This is a genomic window from Kitasatospora purpeofusca (assembly GCF_034043715.1).
Taxonomy (GTDB): domain Bacteria; phylum Actinomycetota; class Actinomycetes; order Streptomycetales; family Streptomycetaceae; genus Kitasatospora; species Kitasatospora purpeofusca_A.
In genome coordinates, this window is sequence record NZ_JAXCLC010000087.1 from 18,181 (window position 1) to 31,421 (window position 13,241).

Below are 13,241 nucleotides of genomic sequence, written 5' to 3' on the forward strand. Positions count from 1 at the left end.
ATGGGTCGGCTGGGGCCGGTCCGGTGGGGGCCGGGGTGGGGGGTTGGGGGGCTAGAGCGAGTGGAACGGCAGTCCGGCGTCGGCGACCAGGTCGTCCCCGGTGTCCGGGGGCAGCAGGGAGGCGCTGCCGTCGGACACCGGCACGATGCCGAGGTCCAGCAGTTCGGCCATGGCGGCGCCGCCGGCCAGGTCGCGGACCTGGAGCTGGTAGCGGGCGGTGGTGCGGTAGGTGCCGCCGGCGTCGTCGGAGACCTTCTGCAGGAAGCCGGAGTCGACCAGGAACAGCACGGCCTTGGCGACGATGCCGATGGTCGAGCCGGAGAGCCGGCGGGCGTCCTTGGTGGCGCCGGTGGCGGTGCGCCGGGCCCAGACCCGCCAGGCGGCCTCCAGGCCGGGGGCGTCGCTCTGCGGGTCGGTGTTGTCGCCGTCGGCGGCGGCCTGCTCCTCCAGACGGCGGCAGGCCTGGCGGACGAAGGCGTCGACGCCGTTGACGGTGATCCGGCCGAGGTAGCCGTCGTCGGAGAGGTCGTCGGGGCGGGGGAAGGCCATCGCGGCGACGGCCAGGTGGGCCAGGCCGTGGAGGAAGCGGTCGGTGGACTCGGAGGCGGCGCGGCGCGAGTAGTCACCCATCCGGACGGCGAAGACGGAGTCCTCGGCGGCGGCGACGGCCATGCCGGCGCGTGGGGAGACCTCCAGGACCACCAGGCCCATGCCGGTGGCGACGGCGTCGGCGAGGCGGGCGAACGGCGGGTCCTCGCGGTGGCGGCGGACGAGTTCGGCGTACTCGGTGTCGCGGGCGGGGAGCAGCTTGGCCTGGAGGCCGAAGGAGACCAGGCGGGCGGCGTCCGCGACGTCGGCCGGGGTGATCGGCGCGGGGGCGGCCGGTTCGGTCTCGGGCGCCCAGGACGTGTCGTGGTGGGTCGTCACGGGCGGTGCTCCTCGGAGGCGTTGCGGTGGTTCACGGGCGGGCGGTTCACGGGTGGTTCACGGGCGGGTGGTCCAGGGCGGGCGGTGCGTGCGGCGGTCGGGGCGGGGCGGGGCGGGATGGTGCTGCGTGGTCGGGGCCCGGGCCGGCGGTCAGCCGGCGTCCTTGCGGTCGGCGGCCATCCCGGCCGCGTCGAGCAGGGCGCTGCCAACGACGAGGTCGGCGCCGCCGAACTCCGGGTCGTGCAGCGGGGTGCCGTCGTCGACCGCGAAGAGCAGCCGTTCCTCGCCCTGCCGGTAGGCGGTGCCGACCGGCGGGCTGGCCGCGTGCACGGCCAGCAGCGCGACCAGGTACGGAAGCTCCGGGTCCTGTCCGCGGGCCTCGGCGAGCAGTCCGGAGAGCCGGCGGGGCGCGTCGGCGGGCAGGTCGAGCAGGACGAGCGCGGCCTCCAGCTGGGCCTCGGAGAACCGGCTGTCGGCCGGGGTGGCGACCAGGTCCGGGTCGGGCAGCTCGGCGCCGAGGTGCTCGCGCTCGACGGGCGGGGTGAGCAGCAGGTCGACCAGGTCCGCGACGCGCACCGAGGCGGGGGTGCGCAGGCCGGTGCCGCGGGCGAAGAACGCGTCGGTCGGCCGGACGGCCCGCGCTACCGGCAGCCGGAGCACCGGGGCGAGCAGCTGGCCGTAGAGGTCGATGCCGCTGCGGGCGCCGGGGGTGGCGAAAGCCTGCCGGTCCTGCTCGGCGCGGAACAGCGGGCCCGCCTCCAGCAGCCGGGTCTGCAGCTGGGTGTGGCGGCGGATGCAGTCCTTGACGATGTCGACCAGCTCGGCGGCGCGGCGCTTGTGCTCCGGCTCCTCGGCCTCGTCGCGGGCCTTGCGGATGTTGGTGAGAATCGCGTTCTCGTGCCGGTAGCGGTCGGCGATGTGGTCGAGCGCCTCGTCGATGAGGTCCGGGATCGCCTGCATCCAGTCGACGGCCCGGACGTTGCGGCGGGTGGCCTCCAGGGCGCGGCGCAGCGTCTCGGCGTACTGGACGGTGCGGTAGCGGGCCTGCTCGGCGGCGAGCTGGGCGTCGGCCAGGCGGCCGCGCCGGATCAGCACCTCGAGCTTGACCTCGGCGGCGATCTGGGCGGAGGTGACGTCGGTGTCCAGCGCGCCGACCAGGACGTTGACCGCCTCGTCGGTGGTGCGCAGGTAGACGCCGCCGTCGGGGCCCGGGACCTCCTCGATCAGCTTGAAGTCGTAGTCGCGGCGGACGTACTCGCCGTCGGCGCCGAAGGTGCCGTAGACGGCGCGGAAACCCCGGTCGACGCTGCCGACGTTGATCAGTGACTCCAGCACCCAGCGGCCGACCCGCTGGTGCTCGGCGGCCGGGCGGCCGGGCGCCTGGGCGGCGACCCTGGGCAGCAGCCGGGCCAGCACTATCTCCCGGTCGGCGCCGGTGTCGAAGTCCATGTTGAGGGTGACGAGGTCGATCGCGGCGAGTCCGACCTCGGCCATCGCGTAGCCGCCGTACTCGCCGGCCAGCATCACCTTGCGGTTGTCCAGGTCGTGCAGGGGCGCAGTGCAGGCCAGCGCCTTGAGCCGGCGCGCCAGGCCCTCGTCGGCGGCGGGGCCGGGCGCGGGCCGCGCGGCGGCGACGGCGGGCCCGGCGGGCGGCCGGGGGCCGTGCTCGGTGGGCTGGTCGGCGATGACGGTCACGGTGGACAAGAGTAGAGGCAGGCCCCGACATCGACCGAAACGGACCTTCCGGACAGGCCCGCGGGCGGCACCTCTCCGGGCGTCCGCCGATAGAACCCGCATTCGAGAAAAGCCTCCCGGTGACCCCCCGGGCTCGGCCATGATGCTTCGTATGATCACCAGACTGGTTCGAGGCGGCCTCGCCGCCGCACTGGCCGTGACCACCCTCACCGTCGCCATCGCCGCCGTCGCCACCGCCGCACCCACCGCGGTCGCGCCCATCGCCCTCGCGACCGCCGTGAGCGGTCCGAACGTCACGGTGACACAGGCCGGCAACTACCCGGTCTTCCCGGTCGACAACACCAGCTTCAGCGTGACCTGGAAGTCCACCGGCACCGCCGACGTCACCGGGGTGACCCGGCTGACCGTCGACCTGCCGCCGGGCCTCACCACCACCGGCGCGCTGATGTACTCCACCCCGTACGACTACACCTTCACCCAGACCGTCTCCCCCGACGGCCGCCGGCTGGAGGCCGTGTTCACCGGCACCCGGGCGCCCGGGCGCAGCGACTTCATGAAGGTCCAGGTCAGCTCGCACGGCACCCGGCCGTCCGGGGTGATCACCGTCACGGCGGCCAACAAGGACGACGCCGACCCGTCCGACAACGTCTCCCGCTACCTGCTGGGCAGCGGGCTCCAGGCACCGGTGACGCCGGCCGCGCCCGCCGTCACCGCGCTCGCGCCGGGCACCGGCCCCGCCGCCGGCGGCACCGCCGTGACGATCACCGGCACCGGACTCACCAACGGCTTCGCGCTGTTCGGGAACACCCCGGCGAACGGCAGCTGCACCGACACCGCGTGCGTGGTCACCGCCCCGGCCGGCTCGGGCACCGTCCCGGTCACCCTGGTCACCCCGGGCGGCTCCGCCGCGACGCCGACGGCCTTCGGCTACACGCCCTGACCCGGCTCCCGCCGAGCGTCCACTCGGGCCCGGTACCCGCCCCGGGTACCGGGCCCCGAGTGCGTCCGGCCGCTTCCGGAGCAGGTTCACCAGGGCATGTTGAACACGTTCAATTCGAAGGTCTGGAGTCACTCCCGTGCAGGCGGGAGCAGCCCGGCCTGCCTCCTCGGCATGGGGTGGACGCAGATGAACGACGCGACCGACAACGACCGGACGGTCCTGCTGAGAGTCCGGCGCCTGCTCCGGATCTTCGTGGTCTGCCTGGTCCTGAGCGGGCTGACGGCCTTCCCCCTGGAGAGCGAGACCCGCTGGCTCTCCGAGCTGGCCGCCGGGCCCGGCGCCCCGGTGACCGAGCACTTCCCCGCCCTGCTGGAGTGGATCCAGCGGGTCCGGGACGGCATCGCCGAGACCAACGACCGCTACCCCTTCCTCGCCTACGGCACCGACTGGCTCGCCTTCGCCCACCTGGTGATCGCGGCGGCGTTCGCGGGACCGCTCAAGGACCCCGTGCGCAATGTCCGGGTGATCCGCTGGGCGGTGCTGGCCTGCGCCGGGATCATCCCCCTCGCACTGATCTGCGGACCGCTCCGGGGCATCCCGCTGTACTGGCGCTTCATCGACATGTCGTTCGGGGTGGTGGGCGTCGTACCGCTGCTGATCGTGCTGCGGGCGCTGCGGCCGCTGGTCGAACGGGCCGAACTGACCGCGCGGGTGGCCCGGCTCCCCGAAGGGCCGGGGCCTGCCGACCCGACCCGGCCGCACGGGTCGGCCCCGGCGGCGGGCTGAGCCTCGACGGGGCGGACCGGTCGGGCGCAGGCCCTACCATCTGCCTCAACAGCTGCTGGGAGGCGGACGGGCGTGACCGATGCGGTGATCGATCTCAATGCGGACCTCGGTGAGGGGTTCGGACGCTGGACGCTGACCGACGACGAGGCCCTGCTGTCCGTCGTCACCAGCGCCAACGTCGCCTGCGGCTTCCACGCCGGAGACCCGTCCACCATGCGCCGGGTCTGCTCACTGGCCGCCGAACGCGGGGTCAGGATCGGCGCCCAGGTCTCCTACCGGGACCTCGCCGGCTTCGGCCGCCGGGCCATGGACGTGCCGCCGGACGAACTCGCCGACGAGATCGCCTACCAGATCGGCGCCCTCCAGGTCTTCGCCCGCGCCGCCGGCTCCCGGGTCTCCTACGTCAAGCCGCACGGCGCCCTCTACAACCGGGTGGTCGCCGACTCCGAGCAGGCCGAGGCCGTCGTCGCCGGGATCCTGCGGGCCGGGGCGGTCTGCGACGGACCGCTGCCGGTGCTGGGCCTACCCGGCTCCCGGCTGCTGGCGGTCGCCGAGGACGTCGGGCTGCCGGTGGTCACCGAGGCGTTCGCCGACCGCGCCTACACCTGGGCCGGCACCCTCGTCCCGCGCCGGGGACCGGACGCCGTGGTGCACGACCCCGGCACCGTCATCACCCGCGCGGTCGGCATCGCCCGCGACGGCGCCGTGGACGCGATCGGCGGCGAGCGGATCGCCGTCGAGGCGCGCTCGCTGTGCGTGCACGGCGACACGCCCGGCGCGGCCCAGCTCGCCTGGCGGATCCGGGGCGCACTCGCCTCGGCGGGGGTCCGGGTAGAGGCCTTCGCTTGACATCCTCCCCGCCCTGAAGGGCGGGGATTCCCCTCAGCCTCGCGGCTGAGCCGCTGCGCGTGTGCGCGGCGGTGGGACTACTTCCTGCTTCATCGACGACTGCCCGCCCGGAGTGCTCCGTTGAGGTCTGACACCGTCTCCACAGGCTGCAACCGCCAGTCCGGCGGCCAGGATATTTCGTGCCGCGTTGACGTCCCGGTCGTGGGCCGTCCCGCAGGCGCACGTCCACTCGCGGACGTTCAGCGGCATCCTGCTCTGCAGGGTTCCGCAGGCCGAGCACAGCTTGGACGAGGGGAACCACCGGTCGACGGTGATCACCTCGCGTCCGTACCAGTCGGCCTTGTACTCCAGCATGGACCGCAGCTCGGTCCAGGACGCGTCACTGATCGCACGCGACAGCCGCCGGTTCCTGAGCATATTCCGGACGGTCAGATCCTCGATCACGATCGTTTGGTTCTCACGAACGAGTCGAGTGGTGAGCTTGTGCAGGAAGTCCCTGCGCCGGTCGGCGATCCGGGCGTAGACCCGCCCGACCTTGAGCCGGGCCCTGGCCCGGTTGGCGCCGTCACCCTCGGCCTTGCGGGAGAGATCCCGCTGGGCCCTGGCGAGGCGTTCCCGGTCCTTGCGCTCGTGCCTCGGGTTGGTGATCTTCTCCCCGCTGGAGAGCGTCACCAGGCTGGTGATGCCGGCGTCAACACCCACGGCGGCGTTGACCGCCCCGGGCATGGCCGGGCGGTCCTCGCACAGCATGGAGACGAACCAGCGTCCGGCCGCGTCCTGGGACACGGTCACCGTGGACGGGGAAGCGCCCGCCGGCAGAGGACGGGACCACACGATGTCCAGCGGCTGATCGATCTTCGCCAGGGTCAGCCGGCCGTCCCGGAACCGGAAGCCGCTGGTGGTGTACTCGGCGGAGCGGCGGGACTTCTTCCGGGACTTGAACGCCCGCTTCACATGAGTGGTCGCCACGGATCACACACTAACACCACTGCTTGTGACCATATGACGGACAATCACATGTCAAGACACCGCACCGCCTTGACGGCGATTCGGCCACTCCTGACCCTCCCCCAGCCTTCGCCCGGGGACGCCCCCATCGCGGGCGATCCCATTCCTCCCCGACCTCAAGGCCAGGGCTTCCTTGGAGGCATTCGATGAAGGCAGGCGGCGCAGCGGACGGCCCGGCCGACGGCCCCGGTCCGGTGCTGCGACCGGTCGGCGAGCGCGCGCTGCTGGTCGAGCTGCCCGGCGCCGCCGAGGTCACCGCCCTGTACGGCTGGCTCCGCGAACGGCAGTCGGCCGGCGGGCTGCCGCCGGTCGAGGAGATCGTGCCCGCCGCGCACACCGTCCTGCTGGACGGCGTGGCCGATGTCCCCGCGCTCGCCCGGCTGCTGCGCACCGCCCGCCCGGACCGGGCGGCCACCGCCGCCGGCCCGCTGATCGAGGTGCCCACCGTCTACGACGGCGCCGACCTCGCCGAGGTCGCCGCGCTGTGGGGCGTCCCGCCCGAGGAGGCCGTCCGGATCCACACGGCACCCGAGTACGTGGTGGCGTTCTGCGGCTTCGCCCCGGGCTTCGGCTACCTCACCGGCCTGCCGGCCCGCTACGAGGTGCCGCGCCGGGCCACCCCGCGCAGCGCCGTCCCGGCCGGCTCGGTCGCCCTGGCCGGCCCCTACACCGGCGTCTACCCGCGCTCCTCCCCCGGCGGCTGGCAGCTGCTCGGCCGCACCGCCCTCCCCCTCTGGGACACCGCCCGCACCCCGGCCGCGCTCCTCGCCCCGGGCACCCGGGTGCGCTTCACCCCGGTCCGGGGAGGCGCGGAGTGACGGCCGGGACCGACAGGACGGACGGGCTGGTCGGAACGGACGGGCCGGTCGCAACGGACGGGCTGGTCGTGGTGCGGCCGGGTCCGCTGACCACGGTGCAGGACCTGGGGCGGCGCGGCGTCGCGCACCTCGGGGTGCCGAGGGCCGGCGCGCTGGACGAACCGGCGCTGCGGGCGGCCAACCGCCTGCTCGGGAACGAACCCGGGGCCGCCGCCCTGGAGACCACCCTGGGCGGCGTCGCGGTGCGGGCCCTGCGGCCGCTGCTGGTCGCGGTGACCGGGGCGCCCTGCCCGGTCCGGGTGGACGGCCGGCCCGCCGCCTGGGGCGCGCCGGTCCCGGTGCCCGCCGGGGCGGTGCTCGACCTCGGCACCGCGACCGCCGGGGTGCGTGCCTACCTGGCCGTCGCGGGCGGGATCGCCGTCCCGCCGGTGCTCGGCAGCCGCTCGGCCGACCTGCTCTCCGGGCTCGGCCCGGCCCCGCTGTCCGCCGACGACCGCCTGCCGGTCGGCCCTCGGCCGCCCCACCGGGCGACGCCGGAACTCGTCCCGCTGCCCGCTCCCCCGCGTGAACTGGTGCTGCGGCTGCGACTCGGCCCCCGGGCGGACTGGTTCACCCCGGACGCCCTCGCCCGGCTCGCCCGCGACAGCTACCGGGTCTCCCCGGCCGGCAACCGGATCGCGCTGCGCACCGAGGGCCCGCCGCTGGCCCGCTCCCGGGACGGCGAACTCCCCAGTGAGGGCATGGTGCTGGGCGCCGTCCAGGTCCCGCCGGACGGGCTCCCGGTGGTCTTCCTGGCCGACCATCCGACGACCGGCGGCTACCCCGTCGTCGGCGTGGTGCCCTCCGCCGACCTCGCGGCGGCCGCGCAGACCCGCCCGGGTACCCCGCTGCGCTTCACCGTCCTGGCCGGGTGATCCCCGCCCCGGCCCGGCTTCCCGACAGTGCCCGCGATCGTCCGGTGCGTCCCGTCGATCACCGACGCGCCGTCCGCGATGTCCCAGAGGACGTTCTGCAGGACGCGGGCGAGGGTCCAGCGGACGGCGCGGGGGCGGTCCAGGGCGAGGCGGTCGGTCAGCAGGTCGAAGCGCAGGCGCAGGGCGCGCGGGAGGTCGCCGGTGGCGGTGAGGTCGGACCAGCGGTTCCCCAGGGCCGGAAGGAGTTCGAAGCACGGGTCGCCCGCCAGGGGCTTGGGGTCGATGGCGAGCCAGGGCATCCGGAGGTCGGGGGCCGACGGGGCGAGCACGTTGCCGTAGTGCAGGTCCCAGTGCAGCAGGCGGTCGCCCGGCTCGGGCCGGACCTCGCGGAGGGCCGCCGCCAGATCCGCCAGCAGCCGGCGGTCGTCCTCCCCCGCCAGCCGCTCGCGCACGGCCGGGACCTCCGCCAGCATGCCGTCCGCGATCTCGGCCAAGGTCCGCAGTCCGGGCGGCGCCTGATGTTCCGTCAGCTCTGCCAGCAGGTCGGCGAGGACGCGGGTGGCGGCCCGGTCGTCGGGCAGCGCGAGCAGGGAGCGGGCCGGGTCGAGGCGTTCCAGCAGCATCGAGCCGGTGGCCGGGTCGTGCTCGAGCAGCCGGACGGCGCCCCGGCCGTTCCAGGCCCGCAGGGCGAGCGGCTCGCCCCGCGTCTCGGCGTCCACCCGCTGGAGCTTGAGCACGGCGCGGGAGCCGTCGGCCCGCCGGACGGGCAGGACCAGGCCGACCACACCGTGTGCGGGCGGGCCGTCGAGGCGCAGCCCCCAGCGGTCCGCCGAGGCCGCCGCGAGCGCGGGCAGTCCGTCGGCCCAGCGGCGGCCGTCCTCGCCGTGCCACTCGACGAGGGAGGCGACCAGCGCCTCGGGGACCTGGATCGGCAGCACGACGGACACCCTCCTCGCAACAGTCGGGGGTCGGTCGACGGAAGCCTGACAAGCGGACAAGCGGACAAGCGCAACGACCCTACGCCAGCGCGGCGGCGGTGGCCTCGGCGAATCCGTCCGGGTTGTCGATCATGATGTTGTGCCCGCAGTCCGGCACCGCCGCCAGCACCACCCCCGACTCCCGGAGCAGCTCCGCACCGGCCGGCTCGCCGTCGGCCGCGGGGAAGAGGAAGGTGCGCGGCACGTCCAGGCCGTGCAGTTGCTCACGCAGGGTCGGGACGGTCCCCCGGCAGCGGTGGACGGCGGTGCGGTGCAGCGCCTCGGGCCCGGCGAGCCGCATGGTGGCCCACCAGAACGGGCCGGCCCACTGCTCCACCTGCTCCCACCCGCCGGCCAGGTACTCCTCCTCGGTGAAGGTGGCGAGTCCGCTGCTGCCCGGGGTCCGGGTCGGGGCGGCCGGGTCGAGGACGGAGTCGACCAGGACCAGCCGGTCGACCAGCCCGGGGTGCCGATGGGCGAGCAGGACGGCGACCGCGCCGCCCAGGCTGTGGCCGATCACCTCGACCCGCTCCACCCCCGCCGCGCGGACGGCCGCCGCGACGGCGTCGGCATGCGCCTCCAGGGTGTAGGAGAAGTCGGCGGGACGGTCGCTGATGCCGAAACCGAGCAGGTCGAGCAGCAGCGCGCGGTGGCCGGTGAGCAGCGGGTGGGCGGCGGCCGCGGCGTAGTAGACGGGCGAACTGGAGCCGAGGCCGTGCAGATAGAGGCGGACGGGCTCCTTGCCGGGGATCTCCACCCAGCGGATCCGGTCGCCGTTCGGGGTGACGATGGCGTCGCGCACGGTCGTGCTCCTTCTGCTGTCGACAAGGGGACCCGGGCAGGCACTCCCGGGGCTGCCGCCTCCCGACTCCTCCCGGGGGCGGCGAGACGACCATACCTCGACGCCGAGGTATCGCAACACCGATATATCTCGCGGCGTCTGGCAGAGTGGGCCCATGCTGAAGCTCGCGATCCTCGGGTTCCTCCACGACCGGCCCCTGCACGGCTACGAACTGCGCCGCCACCTCGCCGCGCTCACCGGCCACGTGCGGCCGATCAGCGACGGCACGCTCTACCCGGCGATCAAGCGTCTGGAGGCCGACGGGCTCCTGGTCCGCTCGACCGAACCCGGCGCGGCGGCCGCGCCCCGACACACCCTCCGGCTGACCGACGCCGGCCGGACCACGTTGCTGGACCGGCTGCGGACCCCCGACGAGCTGGACGTCAGCGACGAGAACCGCTGGTTCACCCTGCTCGCCTTCCTCCGCCAGCTCGACGGCGAGCCGGCCGCGCAGGCGGCCGTGCTCCGGCGCCGCCTCGCGTTCCTCGACGAACCGGCCAGCTTCTTCTACGACGGGGACCGGCCGATCGGCGCCGAGGAGACCACCGACCCGTTCCGCCGGGGGATGCTGCTGATCGCCCGCGCGACCACCACCGCCGAGCGGGACTGGCTGCACACGACCCTCGCGGAACTCGACCGCTCGGCCGGCGCCGGGGCCTGAGCTCGATCCGGGGTCTGAGCCCGAGCCGGGGTCTGAGCCCGATCCCGAGCCGAGGCGTGAACCGGGGCCGGGCCGCCGGACCCGGCACGCGAAAACGCCGCGGCCCGCGCCGACCCCCTGCGGAGGGGTCGGCGCGGGCCGCGGCGTCCGGTGCGGCGGGCAGCGCCGGTGGACCGGTCAGTGCTGGTGGTAGGCGTGGACCACGGCGTGGCCGCGCCCCTTGCCGATCATCCACTTGTTGACCGGGACCGTCAGGACGAAGGCCAGGACCAGCGAACCGGCCAGGGCGAACCAGAACAGCACGTCGCCGAGACCGGCGTCCATGGCACCGGGCACGGTCACCATCACGCTGCTGTCGATGATCTCCATGACGATGATCGAGACGGTGTCGGCGGCCAGCGCGACCTTCACCGCGGTGCGGACGTCCAGGCCCGCCCCGAGCACGCCGCGCATGGTCAGCGCGTAGCCGAAGACGAAGGCCAGCAGGACCGAGAGCACCACGGTCCCGCCGTTGTGCAGGCCGAAGGCGGTGCCGAGCACCATGCCGAGGATCTCGCCGATCGCGCAGCCGGTGAGGCAGTGCAGCGTCGCCTGCGCGGCGGTCGCCCAGGTCACGCGCCCGCCCCCGCTCCCGTGATGTGCGTGGTGCGCGTGCTCCGCATGATGTTGGTGCTGTTCGTGGCTCATGTGCTGCCCGTGGTCCTCGTGCCGCTCGTGGCCCGCGTCGTGCCCTTCGGGACCATGGTGCCCGTGCTGCCCGTGGTTGTCGTGACCGCTGTGCTGCTGCCGCTCGTGCTGGGCGGGGTGCGCCATGTCGTCCTCCACGTACTCGTTCCTTCGCCGTGCTGCCCGGCTCGTCGATGACTGTATACCCCCCTGGGGTATCTGCCAAGCCTTCTTCGCCCCGCCCTCTTCCCACCGCGCACCGGCCGTGCTCCGATGGTTCGCATGACGACCGGCGAACGACGCGAGGGATACGACGGCACCGGCCCCGGGGCGATCACCCCGGACGGATGCGCGGTCGAACTGTACGAACGGCTGCCGATCCGCGACGAGGTCGAGGTGATCGCCGGCGCCGTGCCGCCCGGCGCGAGCCTGCTGGAACTCGGCTGCGGGGTCGGCCGGATGACCCGACCGCTGGTGGAACGGGGCTTCCGGGTGACGGCCGTGGACGAGTCGGAGCAGATGCTGGAGCGGATCCGCGGGGCCCGCACGGCGCTCTCCCCGATCGAACGGCTGGACCTCGGCGAACGCTTCGACGTCGTCCTGCTCGCCTCCTTCCTGGTGCACGCCGGCAGCCTCGCCGTCCGCCGGGGCCTGCTGGAGACCTGCCGCCGGCACGTCGCCCCGGACGGCTGTGTGCTCATCCAGCGCGAGGGCGAGGACTGGCAGACGAACGTCCCGCGCGAGCGGGCACTCGGGGAGAACGGCCTGGTCAGGGTGGAATCGGCCACACCCCTCGGCAACGGGGTGAACCGGGTCCACGTGGTGTACGAGTTCCCGGACGCCCGGTGGACCCAGACCTTCCCGTCCCGCCCGATGGACCGACCCGAGTTCGAACGGTCGCTCGCCGAGGCCGGGCTGACGGTCGACACCTATCTGACCGAGGACGGGAGCTGGGCGCGCGCCCGGCCGACGGCCGCCTGAGCGGCATCGGGGCGAAAGCGGAGTAAGCGGGGAGGAACAGGGCGACGGGCGGTGCGCCGGAGGTGGGCCGGGGGAAAGGCTGTCACCCGAACGGCGTAGCATCAGGCGGGCGCCGGGCCCGCGCGCGGCCCGAGCGCCGGGCGGGACCGGTCGTTCGCCTGCCATCGGACCGCGCCGCTGGACCGCGCCAACCGGTTCGCAGGGCCGTTCCCGCACCGACCAACAAGGAACGCTTCATGCGCATCGACCGACGGATACCCCGGGCGGGTGTCCGGTGATCGACTGGTTCCACGGGGCCGTCCTAGGCCTGATCCAGGGGCTCACCGAGTTCCTCCCGATCTCCTCCAGCGCCCACCTCCGGGTCTTCCCCGCTCTGTTCGGCTGGCAGGACCCGGGAGCGGCGTTCACCGCGGTGACGCAGCTCGGCACCGAGACCGCCGTGCTGATCTACTTCCGTCGCGACATCGCCGCGATCATCAAGACCTGGACGCTCTCGCTCTTCCGGCCCGCGCTGCGCTCGCACCAGGACGCGCGGATGGGCTGGTTCGTGATCATGGGCACGCTGCCGATCGGCATCCTGGGCAAGCTGTTCCAGGACACCATCGAGCAGGATCTGCGCGATCTGCGGATCATCGGCGGCACGCTGATCCTGTTCGGCGTGGTGCTCGCGATCGCCGACCGCACCCGGGCGGTCCGGCACGCCAAGCCGATCTCCGACCTGACCCTGCCGCACGCGGCCACGTACGGCATGGCCCAGGCGCTCGCCCTGATCCCCGGCGTCTCCCGCTCCGGCGGCACGATCAGCGCCGGTCTGCTGCTCGGCTACAGCCGCGAGGCGGCGGCCCGGTACTCGTTCCTGCTGGCGATCCCGGCGGTGCTGGCCTCCGGCCTGCTGGAGCTGTTCAAGATCGGCGAGGGCCCGGCTCCGGCCTGGGGGCCGACCATCCTGGCCACCGGGATCGCCTTCGTGGTCGGATACGCGGCGATCGCCTGGTTCCTGAAGTACATCTCGAACAACAGCTTCATGCCGTTCGTGGTCTACCGGATCGCGCTCGGCATCCTGATCATCGTCCTGGTGTCCGTGGGCACCCTGACGCCGGACGCCGGCGTGGTCGCGAAGTAGAACCGCGTTCCATTCCATGCCCCGGGCCCCGGAACGACGGAGCGGGGCCGGGCCC

Annotated in this window: 14 protein-coding genes and 1 pseudogene; 9 read left to right on the forward strand and 6 right to left on the reverse strand. The window is 74.2% G+C overall.

Features of this window, described 5'->3' with window-relative positions; genetic code table 11:
- Positions 1-51 precede the first annotated feature (51 nt).
- Complete coding sequence (locus tag SM793_RS32010) at positions 52-927, reverse strand: hypothetical protein (protein WP_320441821.1); 876 nt, start codon at positions 925-927, stop codon at positions 52-54.
- Positions 928-1,077: 150 nt separating this feature from the next.
- A complete protein-coding gene (locus SM793_RS32015) occupies positions 1,078-2,613 on the reverse strand; it encodes a hypothetical protein (RefSeq protein WP_413816081.1) in 1,536 nt (511 codons plus the stop codon).
- A gap of 160 nt (positions 2,614-2,773) precedes the next feature.
- On the opposite strand from SM793_RS32015, the gene SM793_RS32020 reads away from it, so the two are divergent.
- The 3 genes from SM793_RS32020 (at position 2,774) to SM793_RS32030 (ending at position 5,197) form a co-directional block, all read left to right on the forward strand.
- On the forward strand, positions 2,774-3,562 hold the full coding sequence (locus SM793_RS32020) for an IPT/TIG domain-containing protein (RefSeq protein WP_320441822.1): 789 nt from the start codon (positions 2,774-2,776) through the stop codon (positions 3,560-3,562).
- A gap of 186 nt (positions 3,563-3,748) precedes the next feature.
- Complete coding sequence (locus tag SM793_RS32025) at positions 3,749-4,348, forward strand: hypothetical protein (protein WP_320441823.1); 600 nt, start codon at positions 3,749-3,751, stop codon at positions 4,346-4,348.
- Positions 4,349-4,420: 72 nt separating this feature from the next.
- Positions 4,421-5,197: a 5-oxoprolinase subunit PxpA gene (locus tag SM793_RS32030; protein ID WP_320441824.1), complete on the forward strand. Its 777-nt coding sequence runs from the start codon at positions 4,421-4,423 to the stop codon at positions 5,195-5,197.
- Between the two features lie 33 nt (positions 5,198-5,230).
- On the opposite strand, the gene SM793_RS32035 is transcribed toward SM793_RS32030, so the two are convergent.
- Positions 5,231-6,166, reverse strand: a complete 936-nt coding sequence (locus SM793_RS32035; RefSeq protein ID WP_320441825.1) for an RNA-guided endonuclease TnpB family protein — start codon at positions 6,164-6,166, stop codon at positions 5,231-5,233.
- A gap of 185 nt (positions 6,167-6,351) precedes the next feature.
- Between SM793_RS32035 and pxpB the strand changes: the two genes are divergently transcribed.
- Together pxpB and SM793_RS32045 are read left to right on the forward strand one after the other, a co-directional pair.
- The gene (pxpB, locus tag SM793_RS32040) at positions 6,352-7,023 is read left to right on the forward strand and encodes a 5-oxoprolinase subunit PxpB (RefSeq protein WP_320441826.1); all 672 of its coding nucleotides are present in this window, start codon (positions 6,352-6,354) and stop codon (positions 7,021-7,023) included.
- 26 nt (positions 7,024-7,049) lie between these two features.
- On the forward strand, positions 7,050-7,937 hold the full coding sequence (locus SM793_RS32045; RefSeq protein ID WP_320441833.1) for a biotin-dependent carboxyltransferase family protein: 888 nt from the start codon (positions 7,050-7,052) through the stop codon (positions 7,935-7,937).
- Between the two features lie 32 nt (positions 7,938-7,969).
- Here SM793_RS32045 and SM793_RS32050 read toward each other — a convergent pair.
- Together SM793_RS32050 and SM793_RS32055 are read right to left on the reverse strand one after the other, a co-directional pair.
- Positions 7,970-8,884 (reverse strand): annotated as a pseudogene (locus tag SM793_RS32050) (aminoglycoside phosphotransferase family protein); the annotation flags it as partial.
- A gap of 70 nt (positions 8,885-8,954) precedes the next feature.
- Positions 8,955-9,716 (reverse strand): alpha/beta hydrolase, encoded by a 762-nt coding sequence (locus tag SM793_RS32055; protein WP_320441827.1) that lies wholly within the window; start codon positions 9,714-9,716, stop codon positions 8,955-8,957.
- A 154-nt stretch (positions 9,717-9,870) separates the two neighbouring features.
- Between SM793_RS32055 and SM793_RS32060 the strand changes: the two genes are divergently transcribed.
- Complete coding sequence (locus tag SM793_RS32060; RefSeq protein WP_320441828.1) at positions 9,871-10,416, forward strand: PadR family transcriptional regulator; 546 nt, start codon at positions 9,871-9,873, stop codon at positions 10,414-10,416.
- A 177-nt stretch (positions 10,417-10,593) separates the two neighbouring features.
- On the opposite strand, the gene SM793_RS32065 is transcribed toward SM793_RS32060, so the two are convergent.
- On the reverse strand, positions 10,594-11,103 hold the full coding sequence (locus SM793_RS32065; RefSeq protein WP_320441835.1) for a DUF4396 domain-containing protein: 510 nt from the start codon (positions 11,101-11,103) through the stop codon (positions 10,594-10,596).
- Here SM793_RS32065 and SM793_RS32070 point away from each other — a divergent pair.
- From SM793_RS32070 to SM793_RS32080, 3 genes are all read left to right on the forward strand, one after another.
- The gene (locus SM793_RS32070) at positions 11,059-11,280 is read left to right on the forward strand and encodes a hypothetical protein (protein WP_320441837.1); all 222 of its coding nucleotides are present in this window, start codon (positions 11,059-11,061) and stop codon (positions 11,278-11,280) included. The genes SM793_RS32065 and SM793_RS32070 overlap by 45 nt on opposite strands.
- Before the next feature lie 84 nt (positions 11,281-11,364).
- Positions 11,365-12,063 carry a class I SAM-dependent methyltransferase gene (locus SM793_RS32075; protein ID WP_320441829.1) on the forward strand — a complete coding sequence of 233 codons (699 nt, stop codon included), beginning with the start codon at positions 11,365-11,367 and terminating at the stop codon, positions 12,061-12,063.
- Positions 12,064-12,340: 277 nt separating this feature from the next.
- Positions 12,341-13,186: an undecaprenyl-diphosphate phosphatase gene (locus SM793_RS32080; RefSeq protein ID WP_320441836.1), complete on the forward strand. Its 846-nt coding sequence runs from the start codon at positions 12,341-12,343 to the stop codon at positions 13,184-13,186.
- The last annotated feature ends 55 nt before the right edge of the window (positions 13,187-13,241 follow it).

Excerpts from the sequence above, each read along its gene's own strand:
- SM793_RS32075 (WP_320441829.1), top strand. The coding sequence starts at position 11,365 with ATGACGACCGGCGAACGACGCGAGGGATACGACGGCACCGGCCCCGGG.
- SM793_RS32020 (WP_320441822.1), top strand. The coding sequence starts at position 2,774 with ATGATCACCAGACTGGTTCGAGGCGGCCTCGCCGCCGCACTGGCCGTG.
- pxpB (WP_320441826.1), top strand. The coding sequence starts at position 6,352 with ATGAAGGCAGGCGGCGCAGCGGACGGCCCGGCCGACGGCCCCGGTCCG.
- SM793_RS32060 (WP_320441828.1), top strand. The coding sequence starts at position 9,871 with ATGCTGAAGCTCGCGATCCTCGGGTTCCTCCACGACCGGCCCCTGCAC.
- SM793_RS32025 (WP_320441823.1), top strand. The coding sequence starts at position 3,749 with ATGAACGACGCGACCGACAACGACCGGACGGTCCTGCTGAGAGTCCGG.
- SM793_RS32065 (WP_320441835.1), bottom strand. The coding sequence starts at position 11,103 with ATGAGCCACGAACAGCACCAACATCATGCGGAGCACGCGCACCACGCA.